19 protein-coding genes are annotated in these 20,163 nt (G+C 39.8%); 8 read left to right on the forward strand and 11 right to left on the reverse strand.

Features of this window, described 5'->3' with window-relative positions; all coding sequences use genetic code 11:
* Window positions 1–172: 172 nt before the first annotated feature.
* Window positions 173–1,015, reverse strand: a complete 843-nt coding sequence (locus tag M2408_RS23025; protein WP_259186940.1) for a hypothetical protein — start codon at window positions 1,013–1,015, stop codon at window positions 173–175.
* Window positions 1,016–1,265: 250 nt separating this feature from the next.
* Here M2408_RS23025 and M2408_RS23030 point away from each other — a divergent pair, with 250 nt between their 5' ends.
* Complete coding sequence (locus M2408_RS23030) at window positions 1,266–1,664, forward strand: hypothetical protein (protein WP_259186941.1); 399 nt, start codon at window positions 1,266–1,268, stop codon at window positions 1,662–1,664.
* Between the two features lie 36 nt (window positions 1,665–1,700).
* Here the strand turns inward: M2408_RS23030 and M2408_RS23035 are convergent, their stop codons facing one another.
* Genes M2408_RS23035 through rbfA form a run of 4 tightly spaced genes read right to left on the reverse strand, consistent with a single transcriptional unit; the run spans window position 1,701 to window position 4,486 of the window.
* Window positions 1,701–2,351, reverse strand: a complete 651-nt coding sequence (locus M2408_RS23035; RefSeq protein WP_120261673.1) for a hypothetical protein — start codon at window positions 2,349–2,351, stop codon at window positions 1,701–1,703.
* A 2-nt stretch (window positions 2,352–2,353) separates the two neighbouring features.
* Complete coding sequence (locus tag M2408_RS23040) at window positions 2,354–3,442, reverse strand: aminotransferase class V-fold PLP-dependent enzyme (RefSeq protein ID WP_259186942.1); 1,089 nt, start codon at window positions 3,440–3,442, stop codon at window positions 2,354–2,356.
* The gene (aat, locus tag M2408_RS23045; RefSeq protein WP_259186943.1) at window positions 3,426–4,082 is read right to left on the reverse strand and encodes a leucyl/phenylalanyl-tRNA--protein transferase; all 657 of its coding nucleotides are present in this window, start codon (window positions 4,080–4,082) and stop codon (window positions 3,426–3,428) included. The genes M2408_RS23040 and aat overlap by 17 nt, the downstream gene beginning before the upstream one ends.
* A gap of 29 nt (window positions 4,083–4,111) precedes the next feature.
* Window positions 4,112–4,486 carry a 30S ribosome-binding factor RbfA gene (gene rbfA / locus M2408_RS23050; protein WP_120261670.1) on the reverse strand — a complete coding sequence of 125 codons (375 nt, stop codon included), beginning with the start codon at window positions 4,484–4,486 and terminating at the stop codon, window positions 4,112–4,114.
* 797 nt (window positions 4,487–5,283) lie between these two features.
* Here rbfA and argH point away from each other — a divergent pair.
* The gene (argH, locus tag M2408_RS23055) at window positions 5,284–6,615 is read left to right on the forward strand and encodes an argininosuccinate lyase (protein ID WP_259186944.1); all 1,332 of its coding nucleotides are present in this window, start codon (window positions 5,284–5,286) and stop codon (window positions 6,613–6,615) included.
* Between the two features lie 115 nt (window positions 6,616–6,730).
* On the opposite strand, the gene M2408_RS23060 is transcribed toward argH, so the two are convergent.
* Window positions 6,731–7,789, reverse strand: a complete 1,059-nt coding sequence (locus M2408_RS23060) for an aldose epimerase family protein (RefSeq protein ID WP_259186945.1) — start codon at window positions 7,787–7,789, stop codon at window positions 6,731–6,733.
* A gap of 139 nt (window positions 7,790–7,928) precedes the next feature.
* Here M2408_RS23060 and M2408_RS23065 point away from each other — a divergent pair, with 139 nt between their 5' ends.
* Both M2408_RS23065 and M2408_RS23070 read left to right on the forward strand, forming a co-directional pair.
* Complete coding sequence (locus M2408_RS23065) at window positions 7,929–9,287, forward strand: deoxyguanosinetriphosphate triphosphohydrolase (RefSeq protein ID WP_259186946.1); 1,359 nt, start codon at window positions 7,929–7,931, stop codon at window positions 9,285–9,287.
* A gap of 183 nt (window positions 9,288–9,470) precedes the next feature.
* Entirely contained in the window at window positions 9,471–11,582 is a 2,112-nt protein-coding gene (locus tag M2408_RS23070; RefSeq protein WP_259186947.1) for a type IA DNA topoisomerase, read from the forward strand.
* Window positions 11,583–11,702: 120 nt separating this feature from the next.
* Here the strand turns inward: M2408_RS23070 and M2408_RS23075 are convergent, their stop codons facing one another.
* Genes M2408_RS23075 through M2408_RS23085 form a run of 3 tightly spaced genes read right to left on the reverse strand, consistent with a single transcriptional unit; the run spans window position 11,703 to window position 12,958 of the window.
* The gene (locus M2408_RS23075; RefSeq protein ID WP_259186948.1) at window positions 11,703–12,080 is read right to left on the reverse strand and encodes a hypothetical protein; all 378 of its coding nucleotides are present in this window, start codon (window positions 12,078–12,080) and stop codon (window positions 11,703–11,705) included.
* Window positions 12,081–12,084: 4 nt separating this feature from the next.
* Window positions 12,085–12,447 (reverse strand): hypothetical protein, encoded by a 363-nt coding sequence (locus tag M2408_RS23080; protein WP_259186949.1) that lies wholly within the window; start codon window positions 12,445–12,447, stop codon window positions 12,085–12,087.
* A 4-nt stretch (window positions 12,448–12,451) separates the two neighbouring features.
* Entirely contained in the window at window positions 12,452–12,958 is a 507-nt protein-coding gene (locus M2408_RS23085; RefSeq protein WP_120261913.1) for a GbsR/MarR family transcriptional regulator, read from the reverse strand.
* Between the two features lie 153 nt (window positions 12,959–13,111).
* Here M2408_RS23085 and M2408_RS23090 point away from each other — a divergent pair, with 153 nt between their 5' ends.
* From M2408_RS23090 to M2408_RS23100, 3 genes are all read left to right on the forward strand, one after another.
* Window positions 13,112–14,095, forward strand: a complete 984-nt coding sequence (locus M2408_RS23090) for a hypothetical protein (RefSeq protein WP_259186950.1) — start codon at window positions 13,112–13,114, stop codon at window positions 14,093–14,095.
* 72 nt (window positions 14,096–14,167) lie between these two features.
* Entirely contained in the window at window positions 14,168–14,617 is a 450-nt protein-coding gene (locus tag M2408_RS23095) for an energy transducer TonB (RefSeq protein ID WP_259186951.1), read from the forward strand.
* Window positions 14,618–14,664: 47 nt separating this feature from the next.
* Window positions 14,665–15,459, forward strand: a complete 795-nt coding sequence (locus M2408_RS23100; protein WP_259186952.1) for a suppressor of fused domain protein — start codon at window positions 14,665–14,667, stop codon at window positions 15,457–15,459.
* Between the two features lie 70 nt (window positions 15,460–15,529).
* Here the strand turns inward: M2408_RS23100 and lat are convergent, their stop codons facing one another.
* Window positions 15,530–16,816 carry an L-lysine 6-transaminase gene (lat, locus tag M2408_RS23105; RefSeq protein ID WP_259186953.1) on the reverse strand — a complete coding sequence of 429 codons (1,287 nt, stop codon included), beginning with the start codon at window positions 16,814–16,816 and terminating at the stop codon, window positions 15,530–15,532.
* Between the two features lie 19 nt (window positions 16,817–16,835).
* Window positions 16,836–18,365: an aldehyde dehydrogenase family protein gene (locus tag M2408_RS23110; RefSeq protein WP_259186954.1), complete on the reverse strand. Its 1,530-nt coding sequence runs from the start codon at window positions 18,363–18,365 to the stop codon at window positions 16,836–16,838.
* A gap of 130 nt (window positions 18,366–18,495) precedes the next feature.
* Here M2408_RS23110 and M2408_RS23115 point away from each other — a divergent pair, with 130 nt between their 5' ends.
* Window positions 18,496–19,668 carry an acyl-CoA dehydrogenase family protein gene (locus M2408_RS23115; RefSeq protein ID WP_259186955.1) on the forward strand — a complete coding sequence of 391 codons (1,173 nt, stop codon included), beginning with the start codon at window positions 18,496–18,498 and terminating at the stop codon, window positions 19,666–19,668.
* Window positions 19,669–20,163: the final 495 nt, after the last annotated feature.

The raw sequence follows: 20,163 nt of genomic DNA on the forward strand, positions 1-20,163 counted from the left end.
GCTTTGTGCTTGTGTCAAAAATCTGTCAAAGGGATTAATTTAGAAAGATTTTAAATAGACGTTTTTTATTATTAATTACCTGTATTTTAGTGTGTTGTATTCTATTTTTCGATTAGATGATTTTCATCACGTATCAGCGTGATGAAAATTTCGGTCTACTGAATGCATTAGACTATTCACTATTGCCTGTATTTGTTTGTGCTGAGTCTATCGTTATGTCTTCCAATTCCTCCATATAAGGACCCTCTTCAGCAGTGGTTGCTTCTTTAATCTCACTGTCACTATACTGATAATAGGTATCGAAAGTTTTTGTTCCTTTATTGTAAATCAAGGCATATTTAGAACTTTTGTTTTTAACAATAATTCCATCGGCTGGAGCGGGCACTAATTTCATCTCATCCATGAAAATCTTCTGCCCTTTTTTAAAACTATTGATCAAAGGAAGCTCACTGGAATATTCTTTCCAGAATAAGATATCTCCTTTTGCTGATATAATCCAGATCGCGCTGCTTTGATAGTCATTTTTTTCCACAAGAAATGCCATTTCTTTGTTCCAATTATCTGCGTCATGACGGTCAGTAAAATTGCCGTAACAGAATACCGACTTTGCACGATCCTGTATACGCGTAAATTTATAGATCGGTTTATCGCCGGAAGGTTCCAGGTAGCTATTCCCCATAAAGATTTTTGTAATGCCTCTGCGGTAACGTAATGGAATATTGTCATATTCAGGGATTGTAAAGATGGCATTGTTCCAATGGGCGTAGTCATCAATGGAGCTCCAGCCATCAGCTTCTTCGAGATCTTTTGGATCTGCATTTTCAAATCCGTCCACGGCTGTTGCTGCACTATCTACAGGTATGGCATCAAGGTCTTGCCGCAGGACAAAATTATAATAACCTCCACCGGCAAGTACGGCCAATAGCAAGACTATTCCAATAATGATATATATTTTTTTCTTTGATTTTGGCGGTGGTACCTGCTCCGCTGCAGTTTCTTCAAACGCTCTTTTCATGTTCAATATCCGGCTTAAATTTAAAATAAACTTTCAGGCAAGAATTCCTTTCAAATGCTCTTCTCACCTAGTTATTATGCAATCAATTTTGTTCACTTTACAGTTATTTTTTGAGATGTAGCTCCATGTTCGGAATTCTGTACGAGAATTTCGTTTTAAAAATAGATTAATTTTTCAGAAAATTGAAGACAAGTTATATAAGTGGCAATATTCAACTTATATTCGTATCAATTTTAAAGTAATTTGAACCATGGTCATCATTAGGAAGTATTTTGCCATTGTTGGGCTTATCATTTGTTTTTTGTCCAGTATGACTCCATTTTTAAAAGTTCCTATCAAAGGTAACTGGAACCTTTATCAGGTGGACGCCTATTTATTTTTTATCACTATGCTGATTTTGGGAATAACAGCATTGTTATTTTTTGTCCGTGCAGTACGCGCCTATCAATGGATGACCAGATTGGCTGCATGTTGGTATCTATTAAGTGTTTCTGCGGTATGGTTTAAAATCAACAATTATTTTGACTGGGGTTTTGCGGACAAACTGCTTTCCAAATCACTCCATATGCGTTGGGGCTGGATAGTATACCTAATCGGGATCCTGCTGTTGTTGTTGAGCACAAAGAAGATTGGGGCAATAAATGAGTAAGGCATTTAAAAAAATAAGCTAGATAATTTATCTAGCTTATTTTTTGTTTGGACGATGTGGTATAAAATGCGTCTTTAGTTTATCTAGTCCTAAATCTTCTTCGATTTTGTCCAATTCATAAGACCAGATTTTTGCATCCAAAATTTCATGAAGCACCTTTGGATTGGTCAGGTCCACCGGACGGACACGCTGTTCCTTATTGATCGGATTAGTTAGTTCCTGCAAGCTGCTGCTATGTCTAATGATTTGAAAACGGAATGTCGGCCATTTTCCCACATTGGCAAAGTTTCCTGTATAGAACTGGATGGAATCATGTGGTGGTATTTTATTGCTAAAAAGCCCTTTCACTTTATTCGCTGTGGCTTCGGAAACCGATACAAGGAGTTCATAACTTGTCTCATTGATGATGTGCAACTTGGCTAATCCATCTTTGTGATCTCCGGAAATGGCCAGTAAAATCCCTTTTTCGATAAACCGGTTTGGGGTCAATGGCGTGGCATGTTGATCAAGCTCGTCATCTGCTCGCCGCATATTTCCAAAAACGAGGGTTATCTTGTCCATTGGAACAGGAATTTCGAACCCTGTTTCATCTGTTACTCCTACAATATTGTTGGCTTGCATGGAGGTGATGTGCCCTTCAATGGGTTCATCCACAAACCTGACTAAGTCGCCTATTCTAAATTTCATGTTTAATTTGCTTTTGTATCTATAATATGTAATAGTTTTTCAAGATCTGCATGGTCATTGTAGAGGTGGAATCCAACACGGATACCAGTGCCGCGAGGAAAACATTTTATACCCTCATCCATCAGGAGTTGAAAATTGTGTGGGTTAATCTGTATATTGAATATATTGCTTTGTGGACGTCTATTGATAATGCTGTCCAGGAGTAGCCCCCTATTGGCCAGTTCAACTCGCGCTTGCGCCACTAGATCTTGTGTGTAGGAAACTGTTTCAGCATAACCCCATTGTTCAAACTGCATCAGAGACTGTTGTAGGGTTCCATGAGCCAAAGTGTCCAAATGCCCCGGTTCAAAACAAAGTTGAACGACAGATTTATTCATCCATTGATTGTTGAGATAACTGTAGTTTTTCTGTATGTCAGCATAGAGGATTTCCTTAAGCCGATCGTTTAACAGGATAAAACCATTTCCGAATCCAGCCATAAGCCATTTATATCCGCTACTTAACACGGCGTCGAAGCCTGAAGTATTAAAATCAAACAAATCGGTTCCTAAAAATTGTGTACCATCACCAATAATTAGCAATTCAGGATGCTGATGTTTTAATTCCTGTATAAAAGAGAGGTCTATTTTTAAACCAGAGATATACTGAACAATGGACAGAATAAGCACATCTGGCTTAGAAGTAGCTACGGCATCCAATATATTAGCCTCAAGCTGCTCGTCCATAGTGACGAAACTGTGTTCAAACCCCGTGATTATTGTGGGGAAATTTACCGACGGATAATCATTGTTTAAAAGTAGGACCTTATAATGTTTAGGTAGACCCGCCAACAATGCGTTGAATGCAAAAGAAAAGCAGCTTGACAGAAACACGTTGTTTCCGGGACAATTGAAGAATTGTCCAAGTGTATTTCTGCAGGAATCCAATGCAACCCCCTGTTGTTCACGAAGTGTTGTGTTTGAATCATGGAATTCTTGATCCCGTTGTGCACGCCATTGCTTTGTTTCACGTGAAAGTAGACCTGAGCCAGGTGTAGTCAAGTAAATTATCGCTGTGTCAATATCGAAATGTTTGCTATAGGGACTGTTCATATCTTGGATCTTTTGTTAGTATTGCTAAATAATCTGATAATGGAAGGTATTCACCGCCCATGCTCTCCAAATGGGGGGTATGAAACTGGCAGTCAATCAATCGTAGGTCTATTTCCTGTGCGAGATAGATCAATGCAGCTTTGGACGCATTTGGTACTTTGGAAAACATGCTTTCACCACAAAATACACCATTGATCAGAACGCCATAAAGCCCGCCTACAAGTATCCCTTCTTGCCGCACTTCAACAGAATGGGCGTAACCCACGGTATATAGGGCTGTATAGGCGCTGATCATGTCTTCTGTGATCCATGTTCCATCTTGATCCTTTCTATTGATCGAAGAACAGGACTTGATGACTTCATTGAAGTTTTGGTCTATGGAGATCGAAAATGTATTCTTCCGTATACAGGAAGCCATACTTTTACTGATCCTTATCTTGGATGGATAGATGACGAAGCGTGGATCAGGTGCATACCATAATATTGGGCTATCATCACTAAACCAAGGAAAAATACCATTGCTATAAGCTAATAATAGCCGTTCAGCCGAAAGGTCACCTCCAATGGCCAATAGACCATCTTTTTCGGCGTAGCTCGGATGTGGAAAATCCAGCTTTTTGCTATCCAGTTCAAATATCATTGATTCTTAGATCAGCCAGTTAAGGTACATTATTCTTCTGGTTGGCGCGGCTCTTTACTTATTTCTTCAAATAATTTGTCCATATGCTCCACATACTCATTGGTGTCATCAAGGAAAAAGTCCAATTGAGGGACAATTTTTACCTGGTTTTTAATTTTTGATCCCAATTTATAGCGTATCTCAGATGTTTTGGTGCGGATAGCTTTAATATCTTCCTGTGCAGTCTTTGTGTTTAGAAAGCTTAAATAAACACGTGCGATAGCTAGATCGGGAGTAACTCGAACACGTGTAACCGTAATGAATGCCCCTGGAGCCCATGCCTTGCCATCGCGTTGAAATAATGCTGCTAAATCCTGTTGAATGACTCCAGCAAAACGTTGCTGTCTCTTGCTTTCTGTTCCCATCGTATACGTTTTATGTTGAATATTCTCAATATGATACACAAAGATAAGTATTTTAGGCAAGAATATATGCTACATGTTAACTAACTCCAGTGGTATGAATACGAAAAAAGGCACATCTTGGTTTGACGTGCCTTTAAATTTCGATTCACAATTGGTTAGGTAATTTCTTGCAAGTTTTAAGACGTTGGGGTCTATCATATTTGGTTCTAAAATTCGGTGTATTTAAAGTGGTAAGTATTTACTAACCTTACCGGCTTTTATTTTTTCATCTCCCTTACACTACAAACATAGGAATACTTAAAAAACTGACAAAATAAGTTTTAAAAATAAAGTGAGTGGTTACTTATAAAATGTGTTTCTCGCGATTTAACAAACTTTTAACATTTGTTTTTTTTTGTAACAGGGTTTTTCCTACGTCAAAAATTCTACTTTTTACCCTTTCCATGAATAATGTTGAACCTAAAACAGCTTGGCATTGATATAACCATTTGCAATTGGTATTTTTGTCATGTTAATAATAGATGTACATATCCGTAATCAAATCGATCGTTTAGAACCGCAGATAGTATAATGAGCCTATGATTGTTTCGTGCGCAAAAGACAAATCGGATATAGCGTGTGATCGGGTGATGGATAGAAGAAAATATCGCTGTAGGCATATAAATGTCTTTAACGCGGGGATGTAATGACATACAAATAAATATTCTAAGGAAATTATTATGGGCTATGATCAGCAGCTAAACCGATATGAATAATCGGCTCATCATAATTTCGTTATCATAAAACAAAATATATTAATGAAAATCTGGCAAAAAAATATAGATGTTGATTCATTTGTGGAATCATTTACTGTAGGTAATGACCGTGTAATGGACCTACAACTTGCAGCAGCGGACGTATTGGGCTCTTTGGCGCATACACGTATGTTAAATAGTATCAACCTCATGACTGATGAAGATCTTGTTGTGGTACAGCAGGAATTGAAAAATATCTATAAGGAAATTTTAGCAGGAGATTTTCAGATTGAAGATTCAGTAGAAGATGTACATTCACAGGTTGAGATGTTACTTACACAGCGTATCGGTGATGCAGGAAAGAAAATTCATTCAGGTCGATCCCGCAATGATCAGGTACTCGTAGATCTGAAATTATACTTCCGTTCCGAAATCCAAAATATTATTCAGAATACGGAGTCTTTTTTCAATGAATTGATTCTGCTTAGTGAGCGTTATAAGCATATTTTGATTCCGGGGTATACGCATCTTCAAATTGCGATGCCTTCATCCTTTGGTTTGTGGTTTGGCGCCTATGCAGAAAGTTTAGTGGATGACCTCGAAATGATGAAAGCTGCATGGAAGGTCTGTAATAAGAATCCGCTGGGATCTGCTGCGGGCTATGGTTCATCTTTTCCACTAAATAGAACGATGACAACGCAGTTATTGGGCTTTGAAGATTTGAATTATAATGTGGTTTATGCACAGATGGGGAGAGGAAAGACCGAGCGTATTCTGGCACAGGGGATGAGTTCTATTGCGGCAACCCTGGCTAAATTTGCGATGGATGTCTGTCTATATATCAATCAAAATTTTGGTTTTATATCCTTTCCGGTACATTTGACAACGGGCTCCAGTATAATGCCACATAAAAAGAACCCTGATGTATTTGAGCTAATTCGGTCCCGTTGTAATAAAATTCAGGCCCTACCCAATGAAATCGCTTTGATGACAACCAACCTTCCTTCAGGTTATCACAGGGATCTCCAGTTGTTGAAAGAAAATCTATTCCCAGCATTTAAGTCACTTAATGAATGTCTTGAAATAGCTACGTTTATGCTGGCAAATATTTCTGTAAAAGACAATATTCTTGATGACCCCAAATACGATTATCTATTCTCGGTAGAGGTTGTAAATAATGAGGTGCTCAAAGGCGTGCCTTTCCGCGAAGCATATCGGACTATTGGTATTGATATTGATGAGGGACGTTTCAAACCATCGAAAGAAGTAAATCATACACATGAAGGTAGTATCGGGAATCTATGTAATGATCAGATTCAGCGCATGTTTCAGCAGGTGAAAGCGACTTTCGAATTCGAAAAAGTAGAAAAGGCTCTCGAAGAACTGGTGAAATAGGGGCGGTGTGTGTCCTTGAGTCTACGAACGAAATTGATGCGTGTTCACTGCGTGGAATGTGCTGTTAAATACAATGAGAAAGGGCCAAATTCTTAAAGAATTTGGCCCTTTCCTGTTATTTCTTTATTGAAAACTTGAAGTGTGTTTCTGAATCAAATTGCGCTCCGGCTTTTATCAAGGTTGAAGGAAATTCAGCTTGATTGGGGCTATCGGGGAAATGTTGCGTTTCCAGACAAAATCCCGCATAGGGCAAATATTTATTTCCTCTTTTACCGATGTCGTTTCCTGTCATCCAATTCCCTGTGTAAAGCTGCACGCCCGGTTCGGTAGTAAATACATCTAGCTGTATTCCTGTGTTTTTTGAATAGACCGTTGCACAGGGCTGCGAGATTGGTTTATTATTGACATAACAATGATCGTAGCCTTTGGCCGAGATGAGCTGCTCATCATTTTCTGTGATATCCTGCGCAATCTTTTTTGGGGTTCTAAAGTCAAAAGGAGTGCCTTCAACGGGTACGATCGCATTGGGTATTTGATTTTCATCAACAAATAGTACCTCATCTGAATTTATTTGAAGCACCTGTTGCAATACATCTCCACTTCCTTCCCCATCAAGATTGAAATAAGTGTGATTTGTTAAATTAACATGTGTGTCCGCATCTGATTGCGCGTGGTATTTGATTACGATTTCGTTGTTTCTGGTTAGGGTATAAGAGACCATTACTTTTATATTCCCAGGGAAGCCTTCTTCACCATCTTTGGAAACATAGTAAAATTCTACATGGGATTGATAGGTAACTCTGCGATCCCAAACTTTATCGTGGAAGCCTGAGATACCGCCATGCAAACAATTGATCCCATTATTTTGAGGAAGTGTATACTGATTCCCATTAATTTCAAATTTGCCATTTGCAATACGGTTTGCAAAACGGCCAGCAGTACAGCCATGGTATTTTTCGTCTGATTCCAGATAGCCCTGAATTGAATCAAAGCCGAGGGCTACATCAACCAGATGACCTTTGTTGTCGGGGACTAAGATACTGACAATGCGAGCGCCATAATCCGTTAAGAGCACCTGCATACCACCCTCATTTTTTAATAAAAGTAAATGGGTGTTTTTTCCATCTATAATGCCTTCAAAATATTTTGGAATAAGTGATTGATATTTAGTCATGATTGTTCCTATTGGTATTGAAAGTTAAAGATACAGAATATAACCTGTATAAAAATGACCTCGGTAACAGCTGCCGGTAAAATTTGTCATTTTGAGATTTGGTTCAAACCAATTATTGGAGAAATGGTATATTTGCGCTATGTCTGAAAAAATGAACTGGAAAGATTTGCTTTCTGCAAAACGCTGGGGGTATGAAGATAGAACAGCTGATAACTACCTTGTGGCTCGATCGGAATTTCAACGGGATTATGATCGGTTGATTTTTTCTTCCCCATTTCGAAGATTACAGAATAAAACTCAGGTTTTTCCGCTTCCAGGGGCTGTGTTTGTACACAATAGGTTGACACATAGCTTGGAAGTAGCCAGTGTAGGCCGCTCACTTGGCCGTATGTTCTATGCACAGTTAAAGGAAGAAAACCCAAATATAGATATCGAATATCCTTTCCTACAAGAGGTTGGAAATATTATCTCAGCGGCCTGTCTCTCCCATGATTTAGGGAACCCTGCATTTGGACACTCTGGGGAGTCTGCGATATCTACCTACTTCACAGATGGAGATGGACGGAAATATCAGGAACAGGTAACGGCAGAAGAATGGGCAGATCTAACCCATTTTGAAGGTAATGCCAATGCCCTGCGAATTTTGACTCACGCTTTTCAGGGAAAAGATCCAAAAGGATTTGCTTTGACCTATACCTCATTGGCATCTATTGTGAAATATCCGTGTTTAGCTATCGATGGGCATGTCAAAAAAAGCCATCATCGCAAAAAATATGGTTTTTTTACAGAGGAGCAAAAAGCTTTTGAGAAAATTGCGGACGAGTTAGGGCTACTAAGAGATCCTTCCAATCCCAAGGGCTATTTGAGACATCCCTTGGTGTATCTTGTCGAAGCGGCCGACGATATCTGTTATAATATCATTGATCTGGAAGATGCGCATCATTTAAAAATATTATCCTACCAAGAAGTAGAAGAACTTTTGTTGCCATTATGTGGTTCCGAAAATCTTCGTGACCGATTGGATGGTTTGCTTGATACACCGAGTCGTGTAGCGCTCTTACGGGCTAAGGCAATTAATACCCTGATCAAAGGTTGTGTCGATGTATTTGTTCGTGAGCAAGAACAGTTTTTAACTGGAACTTTTTCATCCGCATTGATGGATGCACTGGATGACAGTATTGTAAAGCAAATGAACAAGATCTCGAAAATTTCTATAGCGAAGATCTATAATGCGCCAACTGTAGTCCAGATTGAGATTGCAGGCTATCGTGTCATGGATGCCCTGTTAAAAGAGTTTGTACCTGCATACCTCAAAAAGAACAAAAATAATTACGACAAGAAATTAGTTGCTTTGATTCCGGAGCAGTTTTATACAGACAAACAGGACTCCTATTCCAAAATCCGTTGTGTGCTGGATTTTGTTTCTGGAATGACCGATGTATATGCCATCGAACTCTATCGTAAGATTAAAGGAATAACGATTCCGAGTATCGAATAAGTTTGCGAACAATTTAGTTTGTTAACTAGTGATCCTGGTTATCGATTTGTTAAGATCATGCTTACTTTTGTAAGTTATCTTGTCAAAGTAAAAATGAAAGTACTCGATAAGCTAAGGGCATGTACATGTAGCGTCTCAAATCTCAATACTCAAATCTCAATACTCAAATCTCAATACTCTAAAATGAAGGTTGTAATAGCTGAAAAGCCCTCCGTGGCTCGTGATCTGGCCCGTGTGATGGGAGCGAAGGAAGTCAAAGATGGCTATATCGCCGGAAATGGCTATGCTTTTACCTATGCTTTTGGTCATTTGGTTCAATTGTGTACGCCTCAGGCTTACGGTTATAATAGCTGGACTATTTCCAATCTTCCTATCATACCTGCAAATTTTAAACTGGAATCGAAGAAAGTTAAACGGGATGGAAAGCAGATGGATGATACCGGTGCGGTCAAACAGCTCAATACGATAAAGTCACTACTAGAACAGGCCGAAGAAATTATTGTAGCGACGGATGCCGGACGGGAAGGTGAGCTTATTTTTCGTAATATCTATTACTTCTTGGGGTCAAAAGTGCCGTTTAAACGGCTTTGGATTTCAAGTCAGACGGATAAGGCTATCAAAGAAGGTTTTGCAAACTTAAAAGAGGGTACTGAATACGATAGTTTATATATGTCTGCCCGGTCGAGATCAGAATCGGATTGGTTAATCGGGATCAATGCCACACAGGCAATTACTTTGGCTGCAGGCAACAAAGGACTTCTTTCTTTGGGAAGAGTACAGACACCTACTTTGGCGATGATCTGCTCGCGATACCTCGAAAATAAAGATTTTAAGCCGCAGGCATTTTATAAAATCCAGGCGGGCTTTGAAAAAGATAATATCAGCTTTAAAGCCACTTCAAACAAAATAGATAAAAAAGATGTTGCCGAACAGACAATCGCTCGATTGACTGTTGGGACAAATGCGCGTGTTGCTAAAGTAGAGGCCAAAGAGATAAAGGAACAACCCCCTTTATTGTTCGACTTAACCTCCCTGCAACAGGATGCGAACAAAAAATATGGCTACTCAGCCGACCAAACCTTGAGTATTGCGCAGACGCTTTACGAGAAAAAGGTTATTACCTATCCCCGTACGGGATCCCGTTATATCGGTGAGGATGTTTTCGAACAGATCGAAGCGCTTTTTCAGCATCTCTCGGATCATGCAGAGGAATCTATTGCATCCATTGCTAAGAATTTAATCGGGGCAAAGTTAAATAAGCGTTCTGTAGATGATAAAAAGGTAACCGATCACCATGCGCTATTGGTTACTGATGAGAAGCCCGGCCACATGTTGAAAGAACAGCAAAATATTTACAACATGATTGCTAAGCGTATGGTGGAGAGTTTCTCGGAAGTCTGTATCAAGGATATCACCACAGTTACGATAGATGCGCAAGGTGTCGAGTTGATCGCAAAAGGGACGGTCATCAAACAATACGGCTGGCGCCTTTCTGCTGAGCAGATAGAAGCTCCAGATGAAGATAAGAACAACGATGACCAAGACAATGAGAATGCTCAGTTACCTAAATTACTGGCTGAGGAATTACTGCAAATATTGACTTTGGAACTTGCTGAGCGTTTTACCAAGGCACGCCCGATCCATACCGAAGCTTCTCTCTTAAAAGCGATGGAAACATCCGGTAAAGAAATTGAAGACGATGAAATGCGTCAGGCGATGAAAGACTGCGGTCTGGGAACACCAGCTACCCGTGCGGCCACGATAGAGACACTTTTTCAGCGCGACTATATCAAACGGGATAAGAAAAAACTGATTCCGACTGAAAAAGGACTGGCTGTGTATAACCTAGTTAAAGATCGTTCGATTGCGAAGGTAACATTGACTGGAAAATGGGAGCAAAAGCTGGAGGAAATGCGGGCCAATAAGGTTTCTTATGATGTTTTTATGAAACATATAAAGGACTACACTGCGAAAATCACCAAGGAATTATTGACACTGCGAATTTCATTGGCGCAAGAGGAAGTTAAGCCACAACAAAAGGGGAAAATCAAATGCCCTAAATGTGAGAAAGGCTTAATCCTCCTCTATGATCGGGTGGCACAATGTGATCACTATGCCCGCGGTTGTGATTTTAAGATCTGGCGAACATTGAACGGTATTTTTCTGGAAGAAAAGGAGATGAAGAATCTTTTGGAAAAAGGGAAGACCTCGGAGTTTAAGGGTGTTAAAAACAGTGAGGGTGCTATTGTAAATGCTCCACTGGTATTCGAAAACTTTAAAGTTAACGTGGGATAGGTCGACCTATCCCACGTTGTAGCTAGCATTGTAGCTGTTTATTGCAAAATTAGAATATCGTCTAAAGCTTTTCCAACAAGCATTGCGGTTAGGGGAGACCAATGTTAGAGGTCGGTTTTACTAGCTAATTGTTGTTGGCATATTTCTTCTTTGTTTTGCGATTCTTTTGCCCCGGAAGAATAGAAACATATTCAGAAAAAGCATGACACCTAAATAAATGCTGAATCCACCGATTTTATAACTGAGCCGCTCAATGAGTGCCTGTACACTTGATTCATATAAGCTAATCTCAAGGATATACAAAGCGAATCCCAGGTTCAGGAGATAGAAACCAATCCGGAAAAGATTGTTTGTCGCATTGGCGACCTCCGGTCGCCCCGCAAAAATATCATTCATGTACACGATGCTATTTTTGAAAAGCACATACGCAACATAATAGGTCAGTGCAATTGCAATGGGTAGATAGATGAAATACCCGATAACTGTTAGATTTCCCATGATATTATGATTTAATGGTGAATGAATTTGTTTTTTTAGCGAAGAAATAAATACCGAGCATATTGAAGTAGTGCATGCAGACAAGTACAAATAGCAATGTTCCTGTTTTTAACGCAATACTGCTGATAAGATCCTCAAATGTTTGGATTTGTTTCCAGTAGCTGAATTGAATGACGGCATAACCAATATTGAGCAAATAATATCCCATAAGCAATAGATCGTTTGTCGTGTCTGTTAGTGCAACATTGTTTTTAAACAGTGAAAGAATAAAAATCCGACCATTTTTGTGAAACAAGCGGCCTACCCAAAGGATAATGTAGCAGGTTAGCAAACCATATGTCGCGTAAGCAAGGATATTAAAGTTCATAAGATTACATCATTAGTTTGATCAATTTTAGTAACAGATCCCCGCCGCTGGTATTGAATAATTTGTTTGCGATGGTTTCGAGTTGATCTGTCAATACCTGGATATCTTTTACCGTCTTATGAAACTCCTTGCCTTCTGGCGTTTTATCTTTCTCGGTATTTTTGCTGATTTCTCTGAGAATATCCATGACCGGATCAAGTTCTTTTTGTTTACGCATAACAGCAATTTTCATCGCCCATTTTAATACGTCTTTTTCCGCAACGAAATATTCCTTTCGGTCTCCTGCAATATGTTTTTTGTAAACAATACCGTAATCGACCAATTGACGGATACTCATGTTGGCATTACCTCTGGAGATAACAAGTTTCTCCATGATTTCGTCTGTAGACATGGGATTGCTCGCAGAAAGGAGTAATGCATGTACCTGAGCAACAGATTTGTTGATCCCCCATTCGGAACCCAACGCTCCCCAAGTATCTATAAATTGCTGTTTTGCTTCTTGTAATTCCATCTTCATTTTTATTTCTTATTCAAATTTATATATAGTTTTTGAATTTTCAAAAATTTCTGAAAATAAAATAAATTCAATAATCAAGTCACCATATCGTAATAAGGTTTTCCTTTTCTTGTGTCCTTTTTGATTTGTATTAACTTTGCTGGCATTATGGCAACAACTTTGTATAATCCATTCAAACAATTTCAGTTTGATCCAGCTATTTGTTTTTTAACAGGCAATAAACTTCAGTCTGAGGAGGAGAGCATCCAGGTCTTTCCTGTTTGGATGATGAAATCTTTTCAATTGGAAGATAAGCCTTTCAAAATGTTGGATGAGAATCTAGTGACTTATAAGTCACTCAAGCTTCCATGTTCGATTGATACAGCTGAAGCTATAGAGCAGATGGAACGTGCCGTGGAACAGTCATTTGAACAGGGTTATGAAGCGGTTAAACAATTAGATTCATTAGTATTGTTTCAATGGATGACAAAAATCATCTATGGCGTTGTCTATAACGAAATTCTTGCTGGAATCCGCCAGCAGAAAGCTTCAGGTGAAGACATGAACTTTTCGCAGGCTTTGGCGCAACGTTTTACTAATCTGCACGCCATGTTGCAATCGTTGGTCGTTCCGATGGAGTTTGAAAATACATTCCCGTTTTCGCTAGTTGTGGTTCCAGTAAATAATGCAGAGGATACCTTTATGTATCGTGATGAAATCAATACCCTGATTTTTTCTATTCGTATGAAAGACTTTGCGGTCATTGCTTGCCTTCAGGATAATGCGACAAACAATATCTATCATGAAGACATATTGAAAGTGATTGCAGGAAAAAAACTTCACCCCATACAGTTTGAAGAGTTATGCGCGCGCTATTTTTACTCTGCTTACCTCTTTAATCGTTTGCCGGATTACACCTATTTAAATACACCTCAAAAAGTCTATGTTGAACCCATGCCCTTAGCGGATATGTCTATGAAACCTATATTTGACCATTGGCAGAATAAGACCTATGGTCAGGTATTGGAAAATTTCTGGAAACCCTGGGGCTTGACTCTGTTTGAAATTATTAAAAATCCAGAACAACCAATTAGCTTTTTAGTGGATGATCAAGGAGCTTTTATCACGGATGTTGATATGCCTCTAAATTGAATCTGAAGAAAGTAAAGTAATAAGTTGCTTTAAATATGCGTTAAAATGGTATGATTATGGATAGGATTGGCTATGTATTCACCAAATTTTAAAATTACTGTTTCGACAGTTCTGCTTTTTATCGTTTGTTTGACTTCAAAAGCGCAGACCGGTACTGTTCGTAACATTCCTACGGATAGTCTAGTCCAAAATGTGGATGATTTTCCTTATTTTAAGGGTGGGATAAGGGCATGGTCAAGATTCTTGCAAAATAACCTCGATCTGACACGTACTGTGGGTGCTATGGATAGTGTTGCTTATGTAAAATATGGCTCCAAACAAACAGCGATTCTTAATTTTATCGTTTGTGAAGATGGCGATATTTGTAATATTGAAATCGAGAATCGGGAAAAAGTAAGCCCTGAATTTGCGAAAGCCGTATTGGCGGCAATGCGGAAATCACCACAATGGATGCCAGCCTTAGTTAAGGGCAAGCCTGTCAAAACAAAATTCAGGCAACCAGTGGTTGCTGTTCTTGAATAATTGAAATGCAAATGTAATTTAGAAAATTAACCATTTATTCACTTCATATGTCATTTTGGGATAAAGTCAAAAAAATCATGAGCGGGGGAGAGGACGAATCTTCCACTGAAAAGAAAGATGTTGAAATTACTGCCGGAGGTTCGACCATATATCGTTATGAAGATCAGCCCGAGGAAAAAGATCCGAAAGACCTATTCCCTGAGGTGCAATGCGTTTTTCTTGAAGAGATAGAAGAACATTTGACAAAATATATAGCTGAACCAGATCTGGTATTTCACGAAATTATATCGGAACTTGTACATATTGATGTACACTGGATCAAGCCAAGTGCGAATTATCCATACAATATTCTGGTAACTTCTGGTATGAGTGACCTTCCCATGAACGTTCCGGAGGAAATAGACGATAAAGAAGCCTATGAGCGTGCCGAGTTAATGGTGGTACTGCCTGCTGATTGGAAAATAGGCGATGAAGAGTTTCAAGATGACAACAACTACTGGCCAGTCTACTTTTTGAAAAGGTTAGCGCGTTTTCCACATGAGTATAAAACATGGTTAGGCTATGGCCATACTATTCCTAATGGGATGGAGGCCGAAGAAATAGCAAATACCGGTTTTGGCTGTATGCTCTTATTGCCTCCGATGTTGAGCTTTGATGAGGAATTTTTAGAACTTAGAACAAAAGATGGCAATATTATCAATTTCTATGCAATGATCCCAGTTTATAAGGAAGAGATGGATTTCAAACTGGAAGAAGGAACAGATGCCCTATTGGATCTTTTTGATGAATATGGGATATCAGAACTTGTAGACATAGATCGCCCAAATGTTTGTAGAAAATAATGATTTGATCAATACTATTAAAAAATGCAGTACTATTTGTGAATGAGTCACCGATAGTACTGCATTTTTTTTAAAGACTGTTTTCGATGATCATGATCGTTTTGTCAATATCTTCCTTGCTGATATTAAGATGCGGTCTGAATCGGATACTTTTTTCACCACAACCCAACATAATCAATTTATTGGCATAAGCCCTTTTGATAAATTCGTTACGGGAATCTGCAGAATCAAAATCCAGGGCGACAAATAACCCTTCACCCCTTAAATTACTGAGTTGCGGTCTATCTTTCATAAGTTCTTGTAGTTTACTTTTAAGGTAAGTTCCTTTTTCAGCAGCATTAACCAAGAGATTTTCCTGTTCGATCACTTCAAGAATTAGTTTAAAGCGGAGCATGTCTATAAAATCTCCCCCAAAGGTGGAGTTGATCCGACTGGATTCTTTGAACACATGATGTTCCACTTGATCAAATTTTTCCTTGCTCGCTAATATCCCACAAACCTGGGCTTTCTTGCCAAAAGCAAGTACATCCGGTATAATATCATAATGTTGATAAGCCCACATTTTTCCGGTAATACCCAATCCTGTCTGTACTTCATCGAAAATCAGGAGAATATCATTCTTGTCGCAGATCTGACGCAGTTGTTGGAAAAATTCTTTCCGAAAATGATTGTCTCCACCCTCGCCCTGTATTGGTTCAATGATAATGCAGGCAATATCGTTGGGATTGTCGTGGATGGCTTGATTGATCTCTGCGATTGCTTTCTCCTCTACGTTTATTGTTTGGCTGATATTTTCCGTCGTTAATGGATACGTTAATTTGGGATTTACAATACGTGGCCAATTGAACTTTGGAAAATACATGTACTTTCGGGGATCCTGCGTATTTGTTAAGGAGAGCGTATAGCCCGATCTGCCATGAAAAGCCTGTTTAAAATGGATGACCTGACCAGCTTCTTTCTGTATACCTTGAGCGAAATTAAGTCTAGTTTTCCAGTCAAAGGCTGCTTTCAGTGCATTTTCCACGGCCAGTGCTCCGCCGGAAATAAAGAATGCATAGGGGAGTTCTTTTGGTATTGCCACCCGGTCGAAGGTATCCACAAAATCTGCGAATTCTTTTGGGTAGATGTCCGATATAGCAGGCTTGTTGACTGCCATCTTGCCTAGAAACTCATGATGCTTAACCAGATGGGGATGGTTATAGCCAACAGCCATAGAGGCAAACATGCTAAACATATCCAGGTATTCGTCCCCATTTTCATCGACAACATAAGAGCCGTGCGATTTTTCCATATCCATGACCAGTGGAAACCCGTCTGCCAATATATGTTTACTTAGTCTTTCATGTACGTTGCTCATAATTTCGAATCTGAATGGTTTATAAATCAAATTTTATACCTTGTGCCAATGGTAAGTCTGTTGTGTAATTAATGGTATTTGTCTGGCGACGCATATATGCTTTCCATGCATCCGAACCAGATTCTCTACCACCTCCGGTATCTTTTTCTCCGCCAAACGCCCCACCTATTTCTGCACCTGAGGTACCGATATTGACGTTTGCTATGCCACAATCCGATCCGGCAGCACTAAGAAATAGTTCGGCTTCTCTCAGATTGTTTGTCATCACAGCTGAGGACAGGCCTTGGCTGACGCCATTTTGCAAGGCGATAGCATTGCCTATGGCGCCTTGATACTTTATTAAATATAGAATGGGAGCGAAAGTTTCGTGTTGCACGATCTCATAATGATTTTCGACTTCCGCAATAACGGGCTGTACATAGCAACCACTTTCGTAACCTTTGCCTTCTAGTACTTTTCCTTTAATAAGAAGTTTCCCCCCTTGTGTTTTAATTTTGTCTAGTGCGTTTAAGTATGATTTTACGGCGGCTTTATCAATCAATGGTCCTACATGATTTTTTGTATCCAAAGGGTCGCCAATTTTTAATTGACCATAGGCTTTTGTCAGTTGTTTCTTGACTTTGTCGTAGATGCTATCATGGATAATTAGTCGTCGTGTGCTGGTGCAGCGTTGTCCTGCTGTCCCCACAGCTCCAAATACGGTACCGATGATTGTCATGTTGAGGTCCGCATCTGGGGTAACAATAATCGCATTGTTGCCACCAAGTTCCAGTAGCGTTTTGCCCAGCCGTTGTGCGACGGTAACAGCAACTTCTTTTCCCATCCGTGTTGATCCTGTTGCCGACACCAAGGAGATGCGGTTGTCAGCAGCAAGCCATTCACCGACTTCTTTGTCGCCCATGACCAAGTTGGAGATACCATCAGGTAATCCATTGTTATGGAGGATTTCTGATAATAGTTTTTGGCAGGCAATGGCACATAGTGGCGTTTTCTCACTGGGTTTCCATACGACTGTGTTTCCGCAAACCAAAGCGATGGCTGTATTCCATGCCCACACGGCTACAGGGAAATTAAAGGCGGTAATAATACCGACTACACCCAAAGGATGATATTGGTCATACATGCGATGGCCGGGACGTTCAGAATGAATGGTATTGCCATAGAGTTGTCGGGATAGCCCCAGCGCGAAGTCACAGATGTCAATCATTTCTTGTACTTCCCCCATACCTTCTTGATAGGATTTTCCCATCTCATAGGAGACTAATTTTCCGAGTGTCGGTTTCAGTTCTCGTAATTTATCGCCTAGTTGACGGATAATGTCTCCTCTCTTGGGAGCGGGGATAAGTCGCCACGCTTTGAATGCGTTTTGGGCATCACCGATGACTGTCTCATAATCCTTTTGGCTACTAGCTGACACTTTTGCAATGAGTTTTCCATCTACAGGAGATAGAGATTCGAATACCTCACCATCAGAAAACCACTTTTGGCCTGTTGACGAGCCTAAATTCTGGGATGTTATGCCGAGTATTTTAAGTTCTTTTTTTATCATAATGGTTTATTTTATTCGTGGAATATGATAAATATAGGGAATAAAATTCTGTTAAGCAAGTTATGCGTGAATATTGTTCAGTTTGAAAATATTTTATTATCTTAGAGAAGCTAATGTAGACTATACGATTATGAAACAAATAAATGTTGATTATTTTCAAGTGGATGACCTTTTATCGGAAGAGCACAAGCTTGTCCGTCGTGCTGTTCGGGATTTTGTTCGGTCAGAGATAAAACCAGTCATAGAAGATGCTGCACAGGCACATCAGGCCATAGAAGGGTTGATGCCCAAACTTGGTGCAATAGGTGCTTTAGGTCCTTATATTCCAGTAGAATATGGTGGTGCGGGATTAGATCAGATTTCTTATGGTTTGATTATGCAGGAACTGGAGGCCGGTGATTCTGCGGTTCGTTCCGCGGCTTCGGTGCAATCTTCTTTGGTGATGTATCCGATATATACCTATGGTAGCGAGGAGCAACGCCGTAAATATTTGCCGGGACTTGCTTCCGGGAACCTTGTGGGCTCTTTTGGTTTAACCGAACCGAACCACGGTTCTGATCCCGGAGGGATGGAAACGCGATTGACAGCGAGTAATGGTGGTTTTTTATTGAACGGTGCTAAGATGTGGATTACAAACTCACCAGTATGTGATCTTGCTGTAGTTTGGGCACGCGATGAGGCGGGAAAAGTGCGAGGGGTAATTGTTGAACGTGGAATGGATGGTTTTGAAACACCGGAAACATTACATAAGTGGTCTTTACGAGCTTCTAAAACTGGCGAGTTGGTTTTCCATGATGTATTTATTCCCACTGAAAATGTATTGCCTGAGGTAAACTCGATGCGTGGGCCGCTGTCTTGTTTGAATTCTGCACGATATGGAATATCTTGGGGTGTGATAGGAGCGGCGATCGACTGTTATGAAACAGCTGTTCAATATGCTCTGGAGCGTCAGCAATTTGACCGACCAATTGGCGGGTTTCAGTTGCAACAGAAAAAATTGGCTGAATTTCTAACTGAAATTACGAAGGCCCAGTTATTGTCGTGGCGCTTGGGGCTTTTAAAGAATGAAGGGAAAGCAACTCCACAGCAAATTTCGATGGCCAAAAGGAATAATGTGAATATGGCTTTACAGATTGCGCGTGAATCCCGGCAGATTTTGGGAGGAATGGGCATTGTCGGAGATTTTCCAATTATGCGACATATGATGAATCTTGAGTCGGTTATTACATATGAAGGAACTCACGATATTCATTTATTGATTACTGGCCAGGATATCACAGGGCTCAATGCATTTTCTTCTTAATTCTGTTTATATCTTAAATTATATTTGAGCTACTATTCAAAGCTATTGGTCGAAATCGTATACTTTTGGCAGCGTTCGCATTTTGCTTTCTATGGGAAGTAATCTACTGAATTCATATTTTTTGATCGTGGTTTTTTTGGATGCTTTTGCTTCAAAAAACTGCGTTTATAACGAATGAGTCCGAGTGTTTTGCCTATTTTGGATTTTTTTTCAATTGTGGTCCGAGAACTGTTCGGGACCGAATCGGACTTTATGCGAGTCTGAGTGCAGATGTTGGCATGGTTTGACCGGAATGCTACCGCTGTTCTAGCGTGTTAGACTCGGACTCACCACGGACTCACCACGGAAAGAGTACGGATTCATTCCGAAACTGTCCCGACAGAGGCAGGCTGGAGTCCTAAGGTGTCTTCACTAGGGGAACCGCTGTTGTTCGTAGCAATATATTTTCTGTTGGCAGACCGTGAATTTTTCTCTCTTTTTTGGGAATCCCTTTTC

The organism is Sphingobacterium sp. BIGb0165 (assembly GCF_024810095.1).
Classification (GTDB): domain Bacteria; phylum Bacteroidota; class Bacteroidia; order Sphingobacteriales; family Sphingobacteriaceae; genus Sphingobacterium; species Sphingobacterium detergens.